Genomic DNA, 21644 nt, shown 5'->3' with positions numbered 1-21644 from the left:
AGAAGCGCGGCCTGAGCAAAGCCGACAGCGGCCGGGGCTACATCAGCCCCGGCCGCTGTCAGCGTGCCCTAGCGTGCTGTGGTCAGCCCGTGATCGCTGCCGACGAGCAGGCACCCAGCACCGTGGTGGACAGGAACGTCGCGGCGTTGGCCAGGTAGTTGTCGGTCGGGTCGTAGGTCGGCAACGCCAACACGAACGCCCGCCGGTACTGGGCAGACAGCTCCGCGAAGTCCTGCAGGGTGGGGTTGTTGCTGCGGCGGCCCAGCTGCTGCATCTTGTTGGCCAGGCTGATCATGATGGGGCCCACCGCCAGGTTGACCGCCTTCTGCTGCGGGTTCCAATACGTCCCCGGGATGCTGGGATCGATGCCGTGCCATTCGGCGGCGTCGACACCGAATTTATCCAGCGTGGCCTTCCAGTCCGCACACACCGGATTGGACCCGGTCAGGTAGCGCTGCGGGTTGGCCGGGTTGCCCGGCGAGGCCGTCTTGGAGGGGGCGGACTGCGACTCGACCAGGGGGCCGCGGGCGGCCGCCGAGCCGTTGTTGGCGGCTGCGCAGATCGCGGCCAGCGCCGAGGCCGCACTGTGCGCGGTGCCGGCCAGCGGAGCGTCGCGCTCGGTGTAGGTGGGAATGTGCTCGACGAAGGTTCGGGCGTAAGCGATGAACTGCTCGTAGAGTTCGCGCATCACCCGGTGCGGGGTCAGCTTCACCAGCCCGACGGTTTGGGCGGCGGCGTTGCGCACCACCTGGCCGGCGGCCAGGTACTGCTTCTTCTGCTCGTCATTCCACGCCGACGCCGGAATCGACTGGTCGCGCTCATTCCACTTGCCCTGTCCCAGCATCGACAGGGTGCTCGACAGGTTGCCGCTGATCGATATCCACGCGGTGCAGCTGGGGTCATTGATGATGATCGAGACCGGAGCTGTGTCGTCCGCGCTGGCGATACCCGACGCCGCCGAGCTGCGGCTGGAGGCCGAGCCGTCCAGCGAACTCTTGCCGGGGTCACCGCCCAGCAACACCACCGCGACCAACACCAGCGCCACCACGGCCAGCACGACTACTGCGGCCAACCCCCATTTGAGGCTCTTGTTCTGTTTAGGGGCAGCGGCTTCGTCGTAGTCCTCGTCTTCGTCCTCGTCGTCATAGTCAAAGTCGAGGTCATCGGTGCCGTTAGTCACAGTGAGCCAGCTTAAAGCACCGACCGGCGCGGGGCAGTGTCACGAGAGGCCTCTAGACTTGGCCACCGTCAAACCGTTACCGAACTAACCGTCACCAAGGGGGTATTCGTGCTGCGCAGCCACGACGCCGGCTCACTGCGGGCTACCGACGCCGGGCTCAGCGTCACGCTTGCCGGTTGGGTGGCGCGCCGACGTGACCACGGCGGTGTCATCTTCATTGACCTGCGCGACGCCTCCGGGGTGGCGCAGGTGGTGTTCCGTGACGCGGCTGTCCTGGAGCAGGCGCACCGTCTGCGGGCCGAATTCTGCGTGGCGGTCACCGGGGTCGTCGAGGTTCGCCCCGAGGGCAATGAGAATCCCGATCTGCCCACCGGGGCCATCGAGATCAACGCGACGGGGCTGACGGTTCTCAACGAGTCTGCGGCTTTGCCGTTTCAGCTCGATGAGTCCGCCGGCGAGGAAGCCCGGCTCAAGCACCGCTACCTGGATCTGCGTCGCGAAGACGGGCCCGGCGCCGCACTGCGACTTCGTTCGCAGGCCAACGCGGCCGCCCGTTCGGTGCTGGCTGAGCATAAGTTCGTCGAGATCGAAACGCCCACGCTGACCCGCTCCACTCCGGAGGGTGCCCGCGACTTCCTGGTTCCGGCGCGGCTGCAGCCCGGTTCGTTCTACGCGCTGCCGCAGAGTCCGCAGCTGTTCAAGCAGCTGCTGATGGTGGCCGGCATGGAGCGCTACTACCAGATCGCCCGTTGCTACCGCGACGAGGACTTCCGCGCCGACCGCCAGCCGGAGTTCACCCAGCTGGACCTGGAGATGAGCTTCGTCGACTCCGAGGACGTGATCGGCATCGCCGAACAGGTGCTCAAGGCGTTGTGGGCGCTGATCGGCTACGACCTGCCGTTGCCGCTGCCCCGGATGACCTACGCCGACGCCATGCGCCGGTTCGGCTCCGACAAGCCCGACCTGCGTTTCGGCCTGGAGCTGGTGGAATGCACAGAGTTCTTCTCCGACACCACCTTCCGGGTCTTCCAGGCGCCCTACGTGGGTGCGGTTGTCATGCCCGGCGGGGCGTCGCAGCCGCGCCGGACGCTGGACGGCTGGCAGGAGTGGGCCAAGCAGCGCGGAGCCAAGGGCCTGGCGTACGTGCTGGTGGGCGAGGATGGAGAGCTGTCCGGACCGGTGGCCAAGAACCTGACCGACGCTGAGCGTGCCGGGCTGGCCGGGCACGTGGGTGCCGCGCCGGGGGACTGCATCTTCTTTGCGGCGGGACCGGCCAAGCAGTCTCGCGCCCTGTTGGGGGCGGCTCGTGGCGAGATTGCCCGGCGCCTGGACCTGATCGACCCGGACGCCTGGGCGTTCACCTGGGTGGTCGACCCACCGCTGTTCGAGCCCGCCGACGATGCCACCGCCGCCGGTGACGTGGCCGTCGGCTCCGGGGCCTGGACCGCGGTGCACCACGCCTTCACCTCGCCCAAGCCAGAGCATGCCGCCAGCGTGGAGACTGACCCCGGCTCGGTGCTCGCGGACGCCTACGACGTGGTGTGCAATGGCAACGAGATCGGCGGCGGCTCGATCCGTATTCACCGCCGCGACATTCAGCAGCAGGTCTTCAAGGTCATGGGGATCGACGAGGCGTCGGCGAACGAGAAGTTCGGATTCCTGTTGGACGCATTCAGTTTCGGTGCACCGCCGCACGGCGGTCTGGCGTTCGGCTGGGACCGGGTGGTGGCGCTGCTGGCGGGTGTCGACTCGATCCGCGAGGTCATCGCGTTCCCGAAGTCCGGCGGCGGGATCGATCCGCTGACAGACGCCCCAGCGCCGATCACCGCGGCACAGCGCAAGGAAGCCGGTATCGACGCGGTGCCTCAACAGCGCTGAGGCGCGGGGCGCTAGACAGCGGCGCGGCGGTCGGCAAGGCTGGCGGGCATGGATTCGGCTGAGTTCGCCCGATTGGTCGTCGCCAACATGCCGTTCGCAGCGGCGTTGCAGATCGAGATCGCCGAACTGTCACCCCAAGAGGTGCGCGCGACCATGCCGTGGGCGCCGGAGCGCTGCACCACCGGCGGCATGCTGCACGGGGGAGCGCTGATGGCGTTCGCCGACACCGCCGGCGCGGTGTGCGCGGTGGTCAACCTGCCGCAGGGCGCGAGCACCTCGACGATCGAGTCGAAGACCAACTTCTTTCGCGCGGTGCGTGACGGCGTCGTGACGGCGGCCAGCATTCCGCTGCACGTCGGCCGCACGACGATCGTCGTGCAGACCGACCTGACCGACGACAATGGCAAGCTGGTCGCCCGGGTCACCCAGACCCAGGCGGTGCTGTCGCCGAAGCCGCAATAGCCGAGCTCACCAGAACGGTTTGAGCAGCTGGCGCATCGCCGGCGGCACCCAGCCCTTCACCGACGACGGGAATACGCGTCCCGGCCCGCATTTCGGCCAGGCATACGGCCCCTGCTCATCGAGAACCCGATTGGCGACCGCGATCTGTTCTTCGCGCGACGCTTTCGCCGGAGATCCCACGCCACCGAATGCGCGCCATGTCGATGGCTTGAACTGCAGACCACCGTAGAAACCATTACCGGTATCGGCGGCCCAGTTGCCGCCCGACTCGCATTGGGCGACCGCATCCCAACCCATCGCCATGTTGTCCGCATGCGCCACCCCTGCTGAAGACAGCAGCGTGCCCACAATCCCCCCGGTGATCAGCCCGGACGTGGCCCAAGTCAGCTGCCGCCGTCCAAACTGCACGACACGCCGTGCCGTGTTCCGGTACATATCACAACCTCCGTGATAGGTGTCTATCAGTGAGGTTTCCGAGCATAACGCGATAAATGATGAAATTGCACATTTTGGTCGCCTAAAGATGCAAATGAGTTTGCTGTTATAAATTGAGGCAAAAGTAAACAACAGTTGTTTGAGTTAACGAAGTTGTGATTGTTACGTATGTTGCGAGAGATCTCTTAGAAATTAAGAGAGTTTTGAGTTACTAATGTTGCTGAAGTGACTATTGATGCCAGAGTGGTGGCTGGCGAGTTGGAGAGCACGGGACCTCCCGGCGTCGCCCGGCCGAGAACAAACCGCCGGAATCGCGCGCTCGGTTCCCCAGCGGCATGGCCGGACGCCCCTAGATCGATGGCGGCGACCCGCCGCGCCAGGCTCCGCCGGGCTTGCGATCGACGCTAGGCTGCCTCGGGTGGCCGACCGCTATGGAACCGACATCCTCGCCGACAACCCGCACGCCGCCCGCAGAGTCCGCTCGGTGGAGGTGCCGGTGGAACGCGGCATGGTGGTCGAAGACGCCGAGAGCGGCTTCGTCGGGGCCGTCGTACGGATCGCCTACGGTCGGATGGACCTGGAGGACCGGCACGGCCGCACCCGCGGGTTCCCCGTGGGCCCCGGCTACCTGATCGACGGCAAGCCGGTGATCTTGACCGAGCCCCGCCCGACGGCACCCACGGCGCCGGTCCGGACGGCGTCGGGCTCGGTGGCGGTGCGCGGCGCACGCGCCAAGGTGGCGCTGGCCAGCCGGATCTACGTGGAGGGCCGCCACGACGCCGAACTCGTCGAGCAGGTCTGGGGTGAGGACCTGCGCATCGAAGGTGTGGTGGTCGAGTACCTCGGCGGCATTGACGACTTGGCCGGCATCGTCGCCGAATTCCAGCCCGGGCCCGGCCGCCGGCTCGGGGTATTGGTCGACCACCTGGTCGACGGATCCAAGGAGACCCGCATCGCCGAGGCGGTGCGCCGGGGACCGGGCGGTGCACACACCCTGATCGTTGGGCACCCCTACGTCGACATCTGGCAGGCGGTGAAGCCGGGGCGGCTCGGAATGCAGGCGTGGCCCAAGATTCCCCGCAACGTCGAGTGGAAGCACGGAATCTGCGCCGCGCTGGGCTGGCCGCACGCCGGTCAGGCCGATATCGCCGCGGCCTGGCAGCGCATCCGGGGCCGGGTGCGGGACTGGACCGACCTGGAGCCGGAGCTGATCGGCCGGGTCGAGGAGTTGATCGACTTCGTGACGCAACCCGCCGGCGGTTAGCGAGCCTGGTACCGGCAATCCGGCTGAATCGGGCCACCGGGGTCGCCTGAGCCGGTTGGATGGCAGGCATGAAAACAATTGCCGCCGTGGCACATGCGCCCAACCAGCCCTTCGAGATCATGGAATTGGACCTCGACGGGCCCGGTCCGGGCGAGGTGCTGATCAAGTTCACCGCGGCTGGGCTGTGTCACTCGGACCTGCACCTGGCCGACGGCGATTGGCCGTCCCGGTTCCCGATCGTCGGCGGGCACGAGGGCTCCGGGATCATCGAGGACATCGGTCCCGGCGTCACCAAGGTCAAGCCCGGCGATCACGTGGTGTGCTGCTTCATCCCCAGCTGCGGGGCCTGCCGGTACTGCTCGACCGGACGGCAGAACCTGTGCGACATGGGTGCCACCATCCTGGAGGGCTGCATGCCCGACGGTACGTTCCGATTCCACTCGGGTGGAACCGATTACGGCGGCTTCTGCATGCTGGGCACCTTCGCCGAGCGGGCCACCGTCTCGCAGCACTCGGTGGTCAAAGTCGATGACTGGCTGCCTCTGGAGACCGCGGTGCTGGCCGGCTGCGGCGTGCCCACCGGATGGGCGACGGCCAACTACGACGGCGGGGTGCGGGCCGGGGACACCGTGGTGGTCTACGGCATCGGCGGGGTCGGCATCAACGCCGTGCAGGGCGCCGCGCACGCCGGCGCCAAGTACGTGGTGGCGGTCGACCCGGTGGAGTTCAAACGCGAGACCGCCCTGAAGCTGGGTGCCACGCATGCGTTCGCCACCGCGGATGAGGCGATGGCCAAGATCGCCGAGCTGACCTGGGGACAGATGGCCGACCAGGCGCTGATCACCGTCGGCGATCTCGGTGAGGCAGTGACGACCGCAGCGATCAACACCGTCGGCAAGGGCGGCACGGTCGTCATCGCGGCGATGGCCCGCCTGGAGGACCTGGATGTGCAGGTGTCGGGCACCATGTTGGCGCTGTTCGGCAAGACGATCAAAGGCACGCTGTTCGGTGGTGCCAACCCGCAGTACGACATCGTGCGACTGCTGCGCCTCTACGATGCCGGCCAACTCAAACTCGACGAGCTGGTCACCCGCCGCTACACCCTGGAGCAGGTCAACGAGGGCTACCAGGATCTGCGTGACGGCAAGAATATTCGCGGGGTGATCGTGCACCGCTGACGTCGACGCAGAATTCTTGGTCTCGGCGGTTAGGGCGTTCCCGCCATCGGTGCGCGCGCCATCAGTTGGCGCTCGGTGGTGCTTGGGGTTGGAAGGGTTGGTACCACCACCAGTTGGCGCGTTCGCCGGTCGGCCCGGGGCAGGGTGCGACTGCCGGTGGTGGGGTGTGTGGTGGGCGGGCCAGTGATCCGGGGTGTAGTGGTTGGCCGTCTGTGTCGGTGACGAGGAGTTGGTCGGCTGGGCCGGTGATGGTGATGACGCCTCGGTGATGCAGGCGGTGGTGGTAGGGGCAGAGCAGGACCAGGTTGTTCAGTTCGGTGTCGCCGCCGTCTTCCCAGTGCCGGATGTGGTGGGCGTGTAGGCCGCGGGTGGCGCTGCAGCCGGGCACGGCGCAGGTGGGGTGGCGGTGTTCGAGGGCGCGGCGCAGTCGCCGGTTGATGGTGCGGGTGGATCGACCGCATCCGATCACTTCGCCGGCACGCTGGAACCAGACTTCGCAGGTGGCGTCGCAGGTCAGGTATTGCCGCTCGGACTGGGGCAGTAGTGGGCCCAGGTGCAGGTTGCCGATGTGCTGTTCGACATCGAGATGCACCACCACGGTGGTGCGTTGCCCGTGCGGTCGTCGTTGCACCTCGGCGTCCCAGCCGGTCTCGACCAGCGCTAGGAACGCATCGATCTGGGTCGGCATCGGGGCAGTGTTGTCGGACGTGGTGGTGCTGCTGTCGCGGTCGCGGCCCCACGCGGCGATCAGGGCATCGAGATGTGACTGCAGTGCGGCGTCGAGCATGGCTGATTCGGTGTGTGGCAAGGCGATGCGCCAGATGTCGAGTTCGGTGTTGGAGGTCTTGGTGATCGCCGGTTGCGGGTCGGGCCGTGGATTGGGTTCGGGGCGTGGTTCGAGTTTGACCGCGGTGCGTAGTTGGTTGACGGTGGCTACGTCGGCGAGCTGTGCGTAGTGCTCGTCGGATCCGTCGGCGGCTTGCTGGGCGATGACGCCGAGTTGGTCGAGGGAGAAGCGGCCTTCCCGCATCCCTTGGGCGCAGCGGGGAAAGGCTTCGAGTCGGTGCGCCACGGTCGCGATGGTGTGGGCGTTGGCTGGTGATGTTCCGGTTTTCCAGGCCACCAGCGCGGTGACCGAGCGTGCCCCGGTAGCGCCCCACAGTTCGTCGTGGTCGATCTCGGCGATGATGTCCACGATGCGGCCATCGATCGCGTTGCGCTGACCGGTCAACTCCGCGAGTTCCTCGAACAGCACCTCGAGACGCTGGTCAGGACGTGTTTCGGCGCCCGTTGAGGTCGCGGTCGAGAACATGACATCAGCATGGCAGGACGGTCTGACAAGTTTCGCTGTGTCCAGTTGCGGACGGGTGATCCTCTAGCTACTGCGGGTGGGACGGGAGGCAGCAGCAAGCCCTCGGGTTATCACATGTCTCACCCCGCGATGTTCGGCTCGCGGTTTGCCAAAACGCAACCGACCTCGCGGCACTACCGTGCAGGACTGGATCACCGAGCGTCGGATGGCGGAGGCACGCCGCCTGCTGGAAGACCCCGAACTGCCCGTCGGTGAGGTCGCCCGCCGTGTCGGCTTCCCGGACCAGGGGTATTTCGCCCGGCTTTTCCGCAAGGTCCACGGTGTGTCACCGCGCGCCTGGCGTGAACAAGAACCACGCGACGCGTGAGCCACCCGGCGCGCACGTGGTATGCCTGAAGGCGTGTCCGACGGACTGTTCGACCTCACCGGTGCGCCGGCTCCCGAGCCCGGCGCCGCCGCCTCCACTCCGTTGGCGGTGCGGATGCGTCCGGCGTTTCTCGACGAGGTGGTCGGCCAGGATCACCTGCTGGGCCACGGCTCCCCGCTGCGTCGGCTGGTCGACGGTTCCGGGGCAGCCTCGGTCATCCTCTACGGTCCGCCCGGTACCGGAAAGACCACGCTGGCTTCGCTGATCTCCGGTGCCACCGGCCGACGATTCGAGGCGCTCTCAGCCCTCAGTGCCGGGGTCAAAGAGGTGCGCGCCGTGATCGACACCGCGCGACGCGCGGCCGCCTACGGCGAGCAGACCGTGCTGTTCATCGATGAGGTACACCGCTTCTCCAAAACCCAGCAGGACGCGTTGCTGGCCGCGGTGGAGAACCGCGTGGTGCTGCTGGTGGCCGCCACCACGGAGAACCCGTCGTTCTCGGTGGTCGCCCCGCTGCTCAGCCGCTCGCTGATCCTGCAGTTGCGGCCGCTGGGGCCCGAGGACATCGCCACGGTGGTGCGGCGCGCCATCGACGACGAGCGCGGCCTAGGCGGACGCATCGAGGTGGCGCCCGACGCCGTCGACCTGCTGGTTCGGCTGGCCGCCGGCGACGCCCGCCGGGCCTTGACCGCACTGGAAGTGGCGTCGGAAGGGGTGGCGGCGGGCGAACAGATCACCGTGGAGATCGTCGAGGGATCCCTGGATCAGGCCGCGGTGCGCTACGACCGCGACGGCGATCAGCACTATGACGTGATCAGTGCGTTCATCAAGAGCGTGCGCGGCTCCGACGTCGACGCCGCGCTGCACTACCTGGCCCGGATGCTGGTCGCGGGGGAGGACCCGCGGTTCATCGCCCGCCGGCTGATGATTCTGGCCAGCGAAGACATCGGGATGGGCGATCCGACCGCGCTGCAGACCGCGGTGGCCGCGGCGCAGACCGTCGCGCTGATCGGTATGCCCGAGGCGCAACTGACCCTGGCGCACGCCACCGTGCACCTGGCAACAGCGCCGAAGTCCAACGCGGTGACCACCGCGCTGGGCGCGGCGATGGCCGACATCCGGGCCGGCAAGGCCGGGGCGGTACCGGCGCACCTGCGCGACGGGCACTATGCGGGAGCGCAGTCCCTGGGCAACGCGGTCGGTTACCGGTACGCCCACGATCACCCAGACGGCGTTGTGCCGCAACAATATCCACCCGATGAGCTGGTGGGAGTGGACTACTATCAGCCCACCGGTCGGGGAGCGGAACGCGAGATCGGCGGGCGGCTGGCGCGGCTCAGGGCCATCATCCGGCGCCGCTGATCACCAGGTGCCGGCGGCGAGATCGGCGAACAGGTTGGTCAGAGTGTCCGGAATCGCGTCCAGCGCCGTGGAGATGCCGCTCAGTCCGTCCTGGAATGCCGCAGCCAGCGCCGCCGAGTCGCCCGCGATCAGGGCGTCGAGAACGTGGTCGAATGCCACCTGCGGCGGCAGCACCAGATCGCGCCAGATCAGGAACGCCTCGCCCAGCACGCCCGGATTCTCCGGGACCTCTTGTCCGGCCCAGCTCAGCAGCGTCCAGCCGTCGGTGGGGTTGCCCGCGAGCTGGATCAGCCCGGCGTTCGGGACCAGCCCGGGCGACCCGCCGTTCTGCAACGACGAGATCAGTACGTTGACCAGCGCCATCGGGTCGGGGTTCTGCACGTTGAGCATGGTCCAGATCATCATCGACGCTTCGCTGGTGTATCCCACGGCGGTGATGTTGCCGTCGTCCCCGACCACCGGATTGGCCAGTGCGCCGGCATACATCGCGTTGACGGCCTCGGTGTAGTTGTCGTTGACGACCACCCCGTTGTATTCGTCGGCGCCGGGAATCTGAAAGACGTTGACCAACCCCAACATCCACAACACCACGGCCAGGTCGTAGTAGATGCCGCCGAGGCTCAGCACCGGCTGATTGGCGAAGATCCCGCCGTCGACCTCGACCAGTCCGTTGAGGATCTGCGGCTCCAGGCCCTGCAGCGTCGCGAACGGCGCCGCGGTGTCTTGGGCGTCGGTGTCGGGTCCAGAGAACAGCCCGGCGACATGACCGGGCCCGCCGACCTGTCCGAAGATCAGGTTGGCGGTGTCGATCGCCTGCTGCTTGCCCAGATCGCTGATCCCCGCGCCGGGGAACTCCGGCGAGAACGGAATCCGCGAGTTGGCCGGGGCCAGGTCCTCGGCGTGCCGCACGATGTCGATCACGATGTCCTGGGCGGTCAGCGCGATATCGGCGATGACATGCGCCGGCGGCACGGGCGGTGGAGTGGCGATCGGGGCGATCAGGCTGGCGCCCAGTAGCGCGACGCCGGCTGTGGTGCAGCAGTAGGACTTGTTGACCATTTCAAGCCTCCAACGTCGCAGTAAGCAATACCACGGTGTTCGCTAACGAAAAACCCAGGTGAGGCTAGCAATGCGGGTCCGCAACCACCGCAGCTTTCAGCGGCCATGCCGGGTATTGCCAGCAAATATGCAGGCGGGGAAACAGCTCGTAGCCTGGACGCCATGAACACCGAAGTGCTCGACATCGACACCTCCCGGCGTCGCACCGTCGACCTCACCGAGCAGGTGCGGTCGTTCTGCGCCGGCCAGGGCAGTGGCCGGTCGGGACTGTGCAACGTCTTCGTGCCGCACGCGACGGCCGGGGTGGCGATCATCGAGACCGGCGCCGGGTCCGACTCCGACCTGGTCGACACGTTGGAGAGGCTGCTGCCGCGCGACGATCGCTACCGGCACGCGCACGGCTCGCCCGGACACGGGGCCGATCACGTCCTGCCGGCGATCGTCGCGCCGTCGATCACCGTTCCGGTGGCCGGTGGTGAGCCGCTGCTGGGCGTCTGGCAGTCGGTGGTCCTGGTCGACCTGAACCGCGACAACCCCCGTCGAAGTGTGCGATTGACCTTTGTCGGCGACGCCGCCACCTAAGGATCCTTGCCTGCCGAGAACGCGATCGGCAGCCCGGTACTGTAGTGCCGTCTAAATGGACGAGACGGCGGGAAGCGATAGATAGTGCAGACACACGAGATCAGGAAACGCTTCCTCGATCACTTCGTGAAAGCGGGCCACACCGAGGTGCCCAGCGCTTCGGTGATCCTGGATGACCCCAACCTGTTGTTCATCAACGCCGGCATGGTGCAGTTCGTGCCGTTCTTCCTGGGCCAGCGCACCCCGCCGTACGCCACCGCCACGAGCATCCAGAAGTGCATCCGCACCCCGGATATCGACGAGGTGGGCATCACCACCCGGCACAACACCTTCTTCCAGATGGCCGGCAACTTCTCGTTCGGCGACTACTTCAAGCGCGGTGCGATCGAACTGGCCTGGACGCTGCTGACGGGCAGCGTCGCCGACGGCGGTTACGGACTGGACCCCGAACGGCTCTGGGCCACCGTCTATCTCGACGACGACGAGGCCATCGCGTTGTGGCAGGAGATCGCGGGATTGCCGCTCGAGCGGATCCAGCGCCGCGGCATGGCCGACAACTACTGGTCGATGGGCATCCCCGGACCCTGCGGCCCGTCGTCGGAGATCTACTACGACCGCGGCCCCGAGTTCGGTGTCGACGGCGGCCCGGTCGCCAACGAGGATCGCTACATCGAGATCTGGAACCTCGTTTTCATGCAGAACGAGCGCGGCGAGGGCACCTCTAAGGAGGACTTCGAGATCCTCGGGCCGCTGCCGCGCCAGAACATCGACACCGGCATGGGCATCGAGCGGGTCGCCTTCCTGCTTCAGGGCGTGCACAACGTCTACGAGACCGACCTGGTTCGCCCGGTCATCGACCTGGTCGCCACCCGCGCGCCGCGGGGCTACAACACCGGCAATGACGCCGACGACGTGCGATACCGGATCATCGCCGACCACTCCCGCACCGCGGCCATCCTGATCGGTGATGGGGTGAGTCCCGGCAACGACGGCCGCGGCTACGTGCTGCGCCGGCTGCTGCGCCGGGTGATCCGCTCGGCCAAGCTACTGGGCATAGAGGGTCCGATCGTCGGCGAGCTGATGGCAACCGTGCGTGACGCGATGGGCCCGTCGTACCCAGAACTGGTCACCGACTTCGACCGGATCAACCGGATCGCGGTCGCCGAGGAGACCGCGTTCAACCGCACCCTGACCTCGGGCTCGAAGCTGTTCGAGGATGCGGCGGCAGCCACCCGGTCCGCCGGGGCCACCGTGCTCTCCGGCAGCGACGCCTTCGCCCTGCACGACACTTACGGTTTCCCGATCGAACTCACCCTGGAGATGGCCTCGGAGGCCGGACTCCAGGTCGACGAGGCGGGGTTCCGCACGCTGATGGCCGAGCAGCGACAGCGCGCCAAGGCCGACGCCGCCGCGCGCAAGCACGCCCACGCCGACCTGAGCGCCTATCGGGAGCTGATCGACGCCGGTCCCACCGAGTTCACCGGGTTCAACGAGCTCACCACCGAGGGCCGCATCCTGGGCATCTTCGTCGACGGCAAGCGGGTGCCGGTGGTGTCGCACGAGGATGTCGCCGCGGATCGTGTCGAGCTGGTGTTGGACCGCACCCCGCTGTATGCCGAGGCCGGCGGACAGATCGCCGACGCCGGCACTATCAGCGCCGGCACCGCCCAAGCCGCGGTCACCGACGTGCAGAAGATCGCTCAGACGCTGTTCGTGCACCGGGTCAATGTTGAGTCCGGCGAATTCGTCGAGGGCGACACGGTCACCGCAGCGGTGGACCAGGGCTGGCGCAAGGGCGCCACCCAGGGCCACTCGGGCACCCATATGGTGCACGCCGCGCTGCGGCAGGTGTTGGGGCCCAACGCCGTTCAGGCCGGCTCGCTGAACCGGCCCGGTTATCTGCGGTTCGACTTCAACTGGCAGGGCGCGCTCAGCGACGAGCAACGCCGCCAAGTCGAGGAGGTCACCAACGAGGCGGTCCAGGCCGACTTCGAGGTGCACACCTTCACCGAAGACCTCGAGAAGGCCAAGGCCATGGGCGCCATGGCGATGTTCGGCGAGAAGTACCCCGAGAAGGTGCGCGTGGTCGAGATCGGCGGGCCGTTCTCACTGGAACTGTGCGGCGGCACCCACGTGCACAACTCGGCGCAGATCGGTCCGGTCACCATCCTGGGCGAATCGTCGGTCGGCTCCGGTGTGCGCCGCGTCGAGGCCTACGTCGGGCTGGACTCGTTCCGGCATCTGGCCAAGGAGCGGGCGTTGATGGCCGGGCTGGCCTCGTCGTTGAAGGTGCCCTCGGAGGAAGTGCCGGCTCGGGTGGCCAACCTGGTCGAGCGCCTCAAGGCCGCCGAGAAGGAGCTGGACCGCGCCCGGCTGGCCAGTGCCCGGGCGGCTGCCGCAAATGCCGCCGCCGGCGCCGAACAGATCGGTAACGTGCGCCTGGTGGCGCAGCGGATGTCGGGCGGTATCGGCGGAAGCGACCTGCGTTCGCTGGTCGGCGACATCCGCGGCAAGTTGGGCGAGGCGCCGGCAGTGGTGGCGCTGATCGCCGACGGTTCGGATTCGCAAGGCAGCGTTCCGTATGTCGTCGCCGCTAACGCCGCCGCGCAAGAGCTCGGGTTGCGCGCCGATGATCTGGTCAAGGACCTGGCGGCGGCGGTGTCCGGCCGTGGCGGTGGCAAGGCCGATCTGGCGCAGGGCTCCGGTAAGGACTCCGCCGGGATCGAAGCCGCGCTCGCGGCGGTCCGCGCGGCGGTCGCCCGGAGCGCGCCGGCGTGACCTCACCCCACCATCGCACCCCGGACCGGCCCGGCGGGCCGGACGATCCCGGCCGCGGACGACGGCTCGGGGTGGATGTGGGCAGTGTGCGGATCGGGGTGTCGTGTAGCGACCCCGACGGACTGTTGGCGACCCCGGTGGAGACGGTGCGACGACACGCCTCCGGTTCGCACCTGCGTCGACTGGCTGACCTTGCCGACGAATACGACGTCGTCGAAGTCGTGGTCGGACTGCCGCGCACCCTGGCCGACCGGGCCGGCTCGGCCGCCGAGGACGCCATCGCGGTGGCCGACGACCTGGCCCGGGCGCTGTCCCAACGACGTCGGCTCGCCCCGGTGCGGCTGGCCGACGAGCGCCTGAGCACCGTCAGCGCGGCGCGGTCGCTGCACGCGGCTGGCATGCGCGCCAAACGTCAGCGTTCGGTGATCGACCAGGCCGCCGCGGTGACGATCCTGCAGAGCTGGCTCGACCAGCGCCGGGCCCTGAGCGCGCCGGCCCCGACAGAGGACAACGATGTCTGACGAACACCGTGGGACGGCTTACGGCAAGGCCAAACCGGAAGCGGTAGGGCCGCCGAGGCGCCGGATGAGCCGGACCCAGCGGGCTCGGGAGAACCGGCGGCGACGCCAGCTCAACCGGCACCGCCGGATCGCCCGGGGGCTTGGCGTGGCGCTGATCGTCCTGGTCGCGATCGCCGGGGTTTTCCTGGGTTCCAAGTACTGGCACTCCAGCGGTCCCGTCGTCGACTTCACCGGTGACGGCGGCCAGCAGGTGTTGATCGAGGTGCATGAGGGTGACTTCACCACCGCGATCGCCGAAACCATGTTGGAGGCGGGGGTGATCGCCAACGTCGGAACGTTCCTGGGCGCCGCGCAGGGCAATTCCGCCATCGCGGCGATCCAGCCCGGCTTCTACCGGTTGCGGGCCGAGATCCCGGCGGCCACCGCGGTGCAGCAGCTCACCGACCCGGGGAATCGGGTGGGCAAGCTGGTGATTCCGGAGGGCCGTCAACTCGATGACACCACGGATATGAAGACCGATCGGGTGACGCCGGGGCTGTTTACCCTCATCGCTGAGGCCAGCTGCCTGGACCTCAACGGTGACCGCACCTGTCTTAAAGCCCAGGATCTGCGTCGCGCCGCGGAGATCGAGACGCCGCAGGCACTGTCGGTGCCGGAGTGGGCCTTGGGTCCGGTCAGCAAGATGGGGCGCGACCACCGACGCCTCGAGGGGCTGATCACGGCGGGCACCTGGAACGTCGACCCGACCGCGTCGGCGCCTACCGTGCTGTCGAAATTGATCAGCCAGAGCAGCGCGGAGCTGGACAGGTCAGGCCTGCCCGGCACCGCCGTGCAGCTGGGCATGACGCCTTACGAGATGCTGGTGGTGGCTTCGCTGGTGCAACGCGAAGCGCTGCCGCACGACTTCGCCAAGGTGGCCAGGGTCATCGACAATCGGTTGGGGGAGCCGCAGCGGCTGGAGTTCGACTCGACGGTCAACTATCCACTGGACCGCCAGGAGGTGGCCACCACCGACGCCGACCGGGCCAAGGTGACGCCGTGGAACACCTACGCCTCCGACGGTCTGCCGGCCACTCCGATCTGCTCACCGGGAACGGACGCCCTGCATGCCGCCGAGCATCCGGAGCCGGGCGACTGGCTGTACTTCGTGACGATCGACAAGGACGGCACCACTCTGTTCACGCACAACTACCAGCAGCATTTGAACAACATCGAGATGGCGCTGGACAACGGTGTCCTCGACAGCTCCCGCTGACCCCGGACCGCGCCGAGCCGCCGTGCTCGGTTCGCCGATCGCCCACTCGCGCTCACCGCAACTGCACCTGGCGGCCTACCGGGCGCTCGGTCTGCCGGACTGGACCTATGAGCGCATCGAGTGCGGCGCCGAAGAGTTGCCGGCGCTGGTCGCCGGCTTCGGACCGGAATGGGTCGGTGTCTCGGTCACCATGCCGGGCAAGTTCGCGGCCTTGGCGTTCGCCGACGAACGCACCCGACGCGCCGAACGCATCGGCTCGGCGAACACACTGGTACGCACCGCAACCGGATGGTTGGCCGACAACACCGATGTCGACGGGGTGAGCGGGGCGCTCGGTTCGGTGTTGGGCTCGGCGATCGTGCTGGGCTCCGGCGGCACCGCGCCGGCCGCGGTGGTGGCGCTGACCGAACTGGGCGCCAGTCACATCACGGTGGCCGCACGCAACGCCGACAACGCCGCGCGGGTGGTGGCGTTGGCCACCGAAGTCGGTGTGCCTGCTCGCTTCTGCGCACTCGATGACCCTGACCTGGCCGCGGCGGCCGCCGACGCGTCGGTAGTGGTCAGCACCTTGCCGGCCGACGTCGCCGCCCGGTATGCGCCGGTCCTGGCCGGTGTGCCCGTGCTGCTGGACGCCATCTACAACCCGTGGCCCACCCCGCTGGCCACAGCGGTGAGCGCGGCCGGCGGCACCGTGATCAGCGGCCTGCAGATGCTGCTGCATCAGGCGTTCACCCAGGTTGAGCTGTTCACCGGTCGGCCCGCGCCCCGCGCGGAGATGACTTGCGCGGTCGCCGACCTCGGCTGAGCATGACGCCGTGGAAGTGGTGGCGGCGGGTTCGGTGCTGGCGTGGCTGACGCTGCTGAGCGGGTACGACATCCGTCAGCGCCGACTGCCGAATTGGTTGACGCTGCCCGCTGCGGTGCTGGTTCCGGGGGTGGCTGCCGCGGTTGGCCGAGGACCGGCGGCGCTGGCCGGTGCGGCGGCTCTCACCGGCGTCTATCTGGCCGTTCATCTGATCGCCCCGGCCGGATTGGGCGCCGGCGATGTCAAACTGGCCGTCGCGCTCGGGGCGCTGACCGGTTCCTTCGGCGCCGACGTGTGGCTGCTGGCCGCGCTGGCCGCGCCGCTGCTGACCGGGCTGTGGGGGTTGTCCGTGGCGATGGCGGGCCGCGGACGCACGGTGCCGCACGGACCGTCGATGTGCCTGGCCAGCGCCTTGGCGGCGGGCTTAGGCATGTGGTGAACGGGTGGTGCCGGCGGCCGTTCAGCGGTGTAATGCTCAGGGAACGTAAATTAACGTCGAGTGTGACCTTGTCAGGAAACGTTTGCCGCTCAGCCCATTATTAGGTAGCATCGACCGTATTGAACTGCTGCTGACCGGTGCGTAGCCAGAGGGGGTGACCGTGAAGCGAGCTGTAATTGGGGGCGTGGCAGCTGCTGCGGTTGCCGCTGGTGGCGGCATTGTCCTTGCCAGCAACATGGCATCACCGTCCTTGCCTGACGTGCAGGTTCCGGCGATTCAGCTGTCCAGCGCCGAAGGAAACGACGCCACCGTGCAGTGGCTGGACCTGTTTGCGCAGACCTCGGCCGCCAACGCGGACTCCTTCGGCGGCTACCTGCTGGACCCGAGTTCGGCTGTCCCGCCGGGTGAATCGCCGTTAGTGCTGATCGACCCGGAGACCTCCGCGGAGGACTTCGACCAGATCCTCGACGGGGTGGTCGGAAACGCCGGCAGTCAGCTCAACGCGGTGACCTCGCCGAGCAACGGCCGCGACGCCGTCACCTACCTGATCCTCAAAAACGGTTCCTGAACCCGACTGACGGGTCTCGAGCCGAGATCGAATCCCGGTTGTCGCTGCACTGAGCAGCCTGTGTGTGCAACCGTTAACTCCTCCAAGCCCGGGCGGGCCTGACCGGCATGGGAAGATGGGACACGTGTTGCGTTGGATAACTGCCGGGGAATCGCACGGTCGCGCATTGGTGGCCATGGTCGAGGGCATGGTCGCGGGAGTGGCCGTCACCTCGGCTGACATCGCCGATCAGCTCGCTCGCCGGCGCCTGGGCTATGGCCGCGGGGCCCGGATGAAGTTCGAGGCCGACGCGGTCACCGTGCTGTCGGGGGTGCGGCACGGGATCACCCTGGGCGGCCCGATCGCCGTCGAGATCGGCAACACCGAATGGCCCAAGTGGGAGACGGTGATGTCGACCGATCCGGTCGACCCGGCGGTGCTGGACAGCGAGGGCGGCGCCCGCAATGCGCCGCTGACCCGGCCACGGCCCGGCCACGCCGACTTCGCCGGCATGCTCAAATACGGCTTCGACGACGCCCGCCCGGTACTCGAACGTGCCAGCGCACGCGAGACGGCCGCCCGCGTCACCGCGGGAACCATCGCGCGGGCCTTCCTGGACCAGGCGCTGGGCGTTCAGGTGATCTCCCACGTGATCTCGATCGGCGCCTCCGACCCGTACGACGGTCCGGTGCCGCAACCGTCCGACCTGGCCGCCATCGATGCCAGCCCGGTGCGTGCCTTCGACGCCGGCGCCCAGGAATCCATGATCGCCGAGATCGAGGCGGCCAAGGCCGACGGCGACACCCTGGGCGGTGTGGTCGAGGTGGTCGTGTCGGGCCTGCCGATCGGTCTGGGGTCCTTCATCAGCGGCGACGACCGGCTCGACAGTCAACTGGCTGCCGCGATCATGGGCATCCAGGCGATCAAGGGCGTCGAGATCGGCGATGGTTTCACCACCGCCCGCCGGCGCGGGAGCGCGGCCCACGACGAGATGTACCCCGGACCCGACGGTGTGGTGCGCTCCACCAACCGGGCCGGTGGACTCGAGGGGGGTATGACCAACGGTCTGCCGTTGCGGGTGCGTGCGGCGATGAAGCCGATCTCCACGGTGCCGCGCGCCCTGGCCACCGTCGACATGGCCACCGGCGAGGAAGCCGTCGCGATCCATCAACGCTCCGATGTGTGCGCGGTGCCGGCCGCCGGTGTGGTGGCCGAAGCCATGGTGGCGTTGGTGCTGGCCCGCGCCGCGCTGGACAAGTTCGGCGGCGACTCGCTGAGCGAGACCCGGCGCAACATCGAGGCCTACCGGCGTTCGGTGGCCGACCGGGTGCCGGCCGGCGACCAGGAACGGGCCTCGGGGTAGTTGATGGCACCCAGAGCGGTTCTGGTGGGGTTGCCCGGGGCGGGCAAGTCCACGATAGGACGGCGCCTGGCCAAGGCCCTCGACGTTGAGATGCTCGACACCGATGCCGCCATCGAGGCCCGCACCGGTCGCACCATCGCCGATATCTTCGCCACCGATGGCGAACCGGAATTCCGTCGCATCGAAGAGGACGTGATTCGGGAGGCGCTGGCCGAGCATGTCGGTGTGCTGTCGCTCGGCGGGGGAGCCGTCACCACCCCCGGGGTACGCGAGGCGCTGGCCGGGCACACAGTGGTGTTCCTGGAGATCAGCGCCGCCGAAGGCGTGCGTCGCACCAGCGGCAGCACGGTACGGCCCCTGCTCGCCGGCCCCGGTCGAGCCGAGAAGTTTCGGGAGCTGATGTCGCAGCGGGTGCCGCTGTACCGACGGCTCGCGACGATCCGGGTCAACACCAACCGGCGTAACCCGGGTGCGGTGGTGCGCTATATCGTGTCTCGGCTGGAGGCCGGCACCCCCGCCGGCCGCACGCACCCGCAACCGGCGGCACCAGGCCCTGCCGCCCCGCCGGTTACCCCGCCCACACCCGCCACGTTGGCCGCCCGACAGACCGGAGGACGCAAGTGACCGAGATTCCCGAGCCGATCACCGTAACGGTGGCCACCGACCCGCCGTACCCGGTGGTGATCGGTAAAGGCCTGCTCGGTGATCTCGCCGGGTTGCTCGCCGGGCGCAACAAGGTCGCGATCCTGCACCAGCCGACCATGGAAGCGACCGCTGAGGGCATCCGAACCTACCTGGCCGACAAGGGCATCGAGGCGCACCGCATCGAGATTCCGGACGCCGAGGACGGTAAATCGCTGCAGGTGCTCGGCTTCATCTGGGACGTGCTGGGCCGCATCGGCCTGGACCGCCGCGACGCCCTGGTCAGTCTCGGCGGCGGCGCCGCGACCGACGTCGCGGGATTCGCCGCGGCGACCTGGCTGCGCGGCATCTCGATTGTGCATGTGCCGACCACCTTGCTGGCCATGGTGGACGCCGCGGTCGGCGGCAAGACGGGCATCAACACCGAAGCCGGCAAGAACCTGGTCGGTGCGTTCCACCAACCCGCCGCCGTCGTCGTGGACCTGGCCACCCTGGAGACGTTGCCCAAGCGTGAGATCGTCGCGGGCATGCCGGAGATCGTCAAGGCCGGCTTCATCGCCGATCCGGTGATCCTGGATCTGATCGAGGCCGACCCGGTGGCGGCGATGGATCCGAACGGGGAGGTGCTCGGTGAGCTGATCAGGCGTGCCATCACCGTCAAGGCCGAGGTGGTCGCCGCCGACGAGAAAGAGTCGGATCTGCGCGAAATCCTCAACTACGGGCACACTTTGGCGCACGCCATCGAAGCGCTGGAGCACTACCAGTGGCGCCACGGCGACGCGGTGTCGGTGGGCCTGGTGTTTGCCGCCGAGTTGGCCCGCATCACCGGACGTCTCGACGACGCGACCGCGGACCGGCATCGTTCGATCCTGCTGTCGCTCGGGCTGCCAGTCAGCTACTACGAGGATGCGCTGCCCGCGCTGCTGGAATACATGATGGGGGACAAGAAGACTCGGGCCGGCGTGCTGCGGTTCGTGGTGCTCGACGGTCTGGCGAAGCCGGGCCGGCTGGAAGGGCCCGACCCGATGCTGCTGGCGGCCGCCTACGACGAGGTGGGTCGGCGATTCCGGTTGGAGCGGCGATGAACCGGATCAACGTCATCAACGGTCCCAACCTGCAGCGGTTGGGCCGGCGTGAGCCGGATGTCTACGGCAGCACCAGCTATGCGGATCTCCAGGCGCTGATTGAGCGGGAAGCGGCCGAACTCGGGGTCGACGTTGTGGTGCGCCAAAGCGACAGCGAAGCCGAGCTGCTGGAGTGGATTCACTGCGCAGCCGACGCCGCCGAACCGGTGATCCTCAACGCCGGCGGCCTGACCCACACCTCGGTGGCGCTGCGGGATGCCTGCGCCGAGCTGCCCGCCCCACTCATCGAGCTGCATATCTCCAATGTGCATGCGCGCGAAGAGTTTCGGCGGCACTCCTACCTGAGCCCGATTGCCAACGGCGTGATCGTCGGCTTCGGGGTACGCGGTTACCTACTGGCGCTGCGCTACTTGGTCGAGTCGTCGGAAGCCGAGTCTTCGGACTGAGCCTCGGCGCCGCCGTTGTCCTCGATCACGGGGAACTCGGTGGTGGCGTCGGTGTCGGCCGGGAACTCTTCGGTGGTGAAGCCGGCCGACGGGCCGGCCAGTGTCGCGTCGGCAGCCGGCGCGGCGGCTTCGGTCTGCACGGCGACGGTCTCTTCGGCGGCCAGCGCGGGAGCGCCCACGGTGGCGAACACGTCGGTCGCCGGCTGGCTCTCCTCCGCGGCGGCCGGGACCGGGCGGCGTTCCGGATGCTTCTCGTACTCCTTGTCGATGGCGCGGCGCCCGAGTGCCACCGCGGCCACTGCCACCACGAACACCAGCAACGCGGTGAAGGCAGCGAAGCTGGTCAGCTCGTTGAAGAAGGTGCTGATGTAGAGCGCCTTGTCGAACTGGCCGATGAGCCACGAGACGAATCCGCTGAGCAGCCCGGCGACCAGCCCGGCGGCCAGCCAGGTCATCGCGAGGTCAGCGCGCCGGTCCGGGTCGGCGTTGGCTTTGGCGTCCTCGCGGCCATCGGAACGGCCCCAGACGAACACCGCGATCGCGAACAAGATCATCAACGCCAGGCTGATCAGACCGGCCTGCGCCTCGAAGGCGTTGATCAGCACCCCCTGGATGAGGCGGACCACGACCATCAGTGCAGCGAACACCAGCCCGCGCAGAAACCACTTGCTCATGGGGCCACAG

Annotated in this window: 21 protein-coding genes and 1 pseudogene; 17 read left to right on the top strand and 5 right to left on the bottom strand. The window is 68.1% G+C overall.

Annotation, left to right across the window (positions count from 1 at the left end; genetic code table 11):
- Positions 1–82: 82 nt before the first annotated feature.
- Entirely contained in the window at positions 83–1180 is a 1098-nt protein-coding gene (locus ACKY0X_RS12775; protein WP_409426333.1) for a hypothetical protein, read from the bottom strand.
- Positions 1181–1288: 108 nt separating this feature from the next.
- Between ACKY0X_RS12775 and aspS the strand changes: the two genes are divergently transcribed.
- Both aspS and ACKY0X_RS12765 read left to right on the top strand, forming a co-directional pair.
- A complete protein-coding gene (aspS, locus tag ACKY0X_RS12770) occupies positions 1289–3058 on the top strand; it encodes an aspartate--tRNA ligase (RefSeq protein ID WP_409426332.1) in 1770 nt (589 codons plus the stop codon).
- A gap of 48 nt (positions 3059–3106) precedes the next feature.
- Entirely contained in the window at positions 3107–3520 is a 414-nt protein-coding gene (locus ACKY0X_RS12765) for a PaaI family thioesterase (RefSeq protein ID WP_046286191.1), read from the top strand.
- 6 nt (positions 3521–3526) lie between these two features.
- Here ACKY0X_RS12765 and ACKY0X_RS12760 read toward each other — a convergent pair whose 3' ends face one another.
- Positions 3527–3955: a transglycosylase family protein gene (locus tag ACKY0X_RS12760; protein ID WP_204368935.1), complete on the bottom strand. Its 429-nt coding sequence runs from the start codon at positions 3953–3955 to the stop codon at positions 3527–3529.
- Between the two features lie 418 nt (positions 3956–4373).
- On the opposite strand from ACKY0X_RS12760, the gene ACKY0X_RS12755 reads away from it, so the two are divergent.
- Both ACKY0X_RS12755 and ACKY0X_RS12750 read left to right on the top strand, forming a co-directional pair.
- Entirely contained in the window at positions 4374–5219 is an 846-nt protein-coding gene (locus ACKY0X_RS12755; RefSeq protein ID WP_409426331.1) for a DUF3097 domain-containing protein, read from the top strand.
- 68 nt (positions 5220–5287) lie between these two features.
- Positions 5288–6397, top strand: a complete 1110-nt coding sequence (locus ACKY0X_RS12750) for an NDMA-dependent alcohol dehydrogenase (RefSeq protein ID WP_409426330.1) — start codon at positions 5288–5290, stop codon at positions 6395–6397.
- Between the two features lie 61 nt (positions 6398–6458).
- Here ACKY0X_RS12750 and ACKY0X_RS12745 read toward each other — a convergent pair whose 3' ends face one another.
- On the bottom strand, positions 6459–7709 hold the full coding sequence (locus ACKY0X_RS12745) for an HNH endonuclease signature motif containing protein (RefSeq protein ID WP_409426329.1): 1251 nt from the start codon (positions 7707–7709) through the stop codon (positions 6459–6461).
- A gap of 178 nt (positions 7710–7887) precedes the next feature.
- On the opposite strand from ACKY0X_RS12745, the gene ACKY0X_RS12740 reads away from it, so the two are divergent.
- Both ACKY0X_RS12740 and ACKY0X_RS12735 read left to right on the top strand, forming a co-directional pair.
- Positions 7888–8076 carry a helix-turn-helix transcriptional regulator gene (locus ACKY0X_RS12740; RefSeq protein WP_409426328.1) on the top strand — a complete coding sequence of 63 codons (189 nt, stop codon included), beginning with the start codon at positions 7888–7890 and terminating at the stop codon, positions 8074–8076.
- A gap of 21 nt (positions 8077–8097) precedes the next feature.
- Positions 8098–9438, top strand: a complete 1341-nt coding sequence (locus tag ACKY0X_RS12735; RefSeq protein ID WP_409426327.1) for a replication-associated recombination protein A — start codon at positions 8098–8100, stop codon at positions 9436–9438.
- On the opposite strand, the gene ACKY0X_RS12730 is transcribed toward ACKY0X_RS12735, so the two are convergent.
- On the bottom strand, positions 9439–10497 hold the full coding sequence (locus ACKY0X_RS12730; RefSeq protein ID WP_409426326.1) for a histidine phosphatase family protein: 1059 nt from the start codon (positions 10495–10497) through the stop codon (positions 9439–9441).
- Positions 10498–10671: 174 nt separating this feature from the next.
- Between ACKY0X_RS12730 and ACKY0X_RS12725 the strand changes: the two genes are divergently transcribed.
- The 11 genes and pseudogenes from ACKY0X_RS12725 (at position 10672) to aroQ (ending at position 20960) form a co-directional block, all read left to right on the top strand.
- On the top strand, positions 10672–11079 hold the full coding sequence (locus ACKY0X_RS12725) for a secondary thiamine-phosphate synthase enzyme YjbQ (protein WP_409429617.1): 408 nt from the start codon (positions 10672–10674) through the stop codon (positions 11077–11079).
- 84 nt (positions 11080–11163) lie between these two features.
- Positions 11164–13857: an alanine--tRNA ligase gene (gene alaS, locus ACKY0X_RS12720; RefSeq protein WP_409426325.1), complete on the top strand. Its 2694-nt coding sequence runs from the start codon at positions 11164–11166 to the stop codon at positions 13855–13857.
- On the top strand, positions 13854–14378 hold the full coding sequence (gene ruvX / locus ACKY0X_RS12715; protein ID WP_409426324.1) for a Holliday junction resolvase RuvX: 525 nt from the start codon (positions 13854–13856) through the stop codon (positions 14376–14378). Before alaS ends, ruvX begins: the two co-directional genes overlap by 4 nt.
- Positions 14371–15633, top strand: coding sequence for an endolytic transglycosylase MltG (gene mltG, locus ACKY0X_RS12710; protein WP_409426323.1), 1263 nt, complete (start codon positions 14371–14373; stop codon positions 15631–15633). Before ruvX ends, mltG begins: the two co-directional genes overlap by 8 nt.
- The gene (locus ACKY0X_RS12705; RefSeq protein ID WP_409426322.1) at positions 15611–16438 is read left to right on the top strand and encodes a shikimate dehydrogenase; all 828 of its coding nucleotides are present in this window, start codon (positions 15611–15613) and stop codon (positions 16436–16438) included. Before mltG ends, ACKY0X_RS12705 begins: the two co-directional genes overlap by 23 nt.
- 10 nt (positions 16439–16448) lie before the next feature.
- Positions 16449–16877 carry a prepilin peptidase gene (locus tag ACKY0X_RS12700; protein WP_409426321.1) on the top strand — a complete coding sequence of 143 codons (429 nt, stop codon included), beginning with the start codon at positions 16449–16451 and terminating at the stop codon, positions 16875–16877.
- A 184-nt stretch (positions 16878–17061) separates the two neighbouring features.
- On the top strand, positions 17062–17445 hold the full coding sequence (locus tag ACKY0X_RS12695) for a hypothetical protein (RefSeq protein WP_065041361.1): 384 nt from the start codon (positions 17062–17064) through the stop codon (positions 17443–17445).
- Between the two features lie 124 nt (positions 17446–17569).
- Positions 17570–18787 (top strand): chorismate synthase, encoded by a 1218-nt coding sequence (aroC, locus tag ACKY0X_RS12690; RefSeq protein WP_409429616.1) that lies wholly within the window; start codon positions 17570–17572, stop codon positions 18785–18787.
- 3 nt (positions 18788–18790) lie between these two features.
- A pseudogene (locus ACKY0X_RS12685) lies at positions 18791–19306 on the top strand (shikimate kinase); the annotation flags it as partial.
- Positions 19307–19407: 101 nt separating this feature from the next.
- Positions 19408–20514, top strand: a complete 1107-nt coding sequence (gene aroB / locus ACKY0X_RS12680) for a 3-dehydroquinate synthase (protein WP_234784811.1) — start codon at positions 19408–19410, stop codon at positions 20512–20514.
- Positions 20511–20960, top strand: coding sequence for a type II 3-dehydroquinate dehydratase (aroQ, locus tag ACKY0X_RS12675; RefSeq protein WP_409426320.1), 450 nt, complete (start codon positions 20511–20513; stop codon positions 20958–20960). The genes aroB and aroQ overlap by 4 nt, the downstream gene beginning before the upstream one ends.
- Here aroQ and ACKY0X_RS12670 read toward each other — a convergent pair.
- A complete protein-coding gene (locus tag ACKY0X_RS12670; RefSeq protein ID WP_409426319.1) occupies positions 20921–21634 on the bottom strand; it encodes a B-4DMT family transporter in 714 nt (237 codons plus the stop codon). The genes aroQ and ACKY0X_RS12670 overlap by 40 nt on opposite strands.
- Between the last annotated feature and the right edge of the window lie 10 nt (positions 21635–21644).

This window comes from Mycobacterium sp. SMC-11 (assembly GCF_046250095.1).
Lineage (GTDB): Bacteria > Actinomycetota > Actinomycetes > Mycobacteriales > Mycobacteriaceae > Mycobacterium > Mycobacterium heraklionense_A.
The sequence above is the reverse complement of the archived record's forward strand: the minus strand, read 5'-3'. Positions and strand labels throughout refer to the sequence as shown.

Excerpts from the sequence above, each read along its gene's own strand:
- ACKY0X_RS12765 (WP_046286191.1), top strand. The coding sequence starts at position 3,107 with ATGGATTCGGCTGAGTTCGCCCGATTGGTCGTCGCCAACATGCCGTTC.
- ACKY0X_RS12760 (WP_204368935.1), bottom strand. The coding sequence starts at position 3,955 with ATGTACCGGAACACGGCACGGCGTGTCGTGCAGTTTGGACGGCGGCAG.
- ACKY0X_RS12750 (WP_409426330.1), top strand. The coding sequence starts at position 5,288 with ATGAAAACAATTGCCGCCGTGGCACATGCGCCCAACCAGCCCTTCGAG.
- ACKY0X_RS12745 (WP_409426329.1), bottom strand. The coding sequence starts at position 7,709 with ATGTTCTCGACCGCGACCTCAACGGGCGCCGAAACACGTCCTGACCAG.
- ACKY0X_RS12735 (WP_409426327.1), top strand. The coding sequence starts at position 8,098 with ATGCCTGAAGGCGTGTCCGACGGACTGTTCGACCTCACCGGTGCGCCG.
- ACKY0X_RS12730 (WP_409426326.1), bottom strand. The coding sequence starts at position 10,497 with ATGGTCAACAAGTCCTACTGCTGCACCACAGCCGGCGTCGCGCTACTG.
- mltG (WP_409426323.1), top strand. The coding sequence starts at position 14,371 with ATGTCTGACGAACACCGTGGGACGGCTTACGGCAAGGCCAAACCGGAA.
- aroQ (WP_409426320.1), top strand. The coding sequence starts at position 20,511 with ATGAACCGGATCAACGTCATCAACGGTCCCAACCTGCAGCGGTTGGGC.
- ACKY0X_RS12670 (WP_409426319.1), bottom strand. The coding sequence starts at position 21,634 with ATGAGCAAGTGGTTTCTGCGCGGGCTGGTGTTCGCTGCACTGATGGTC.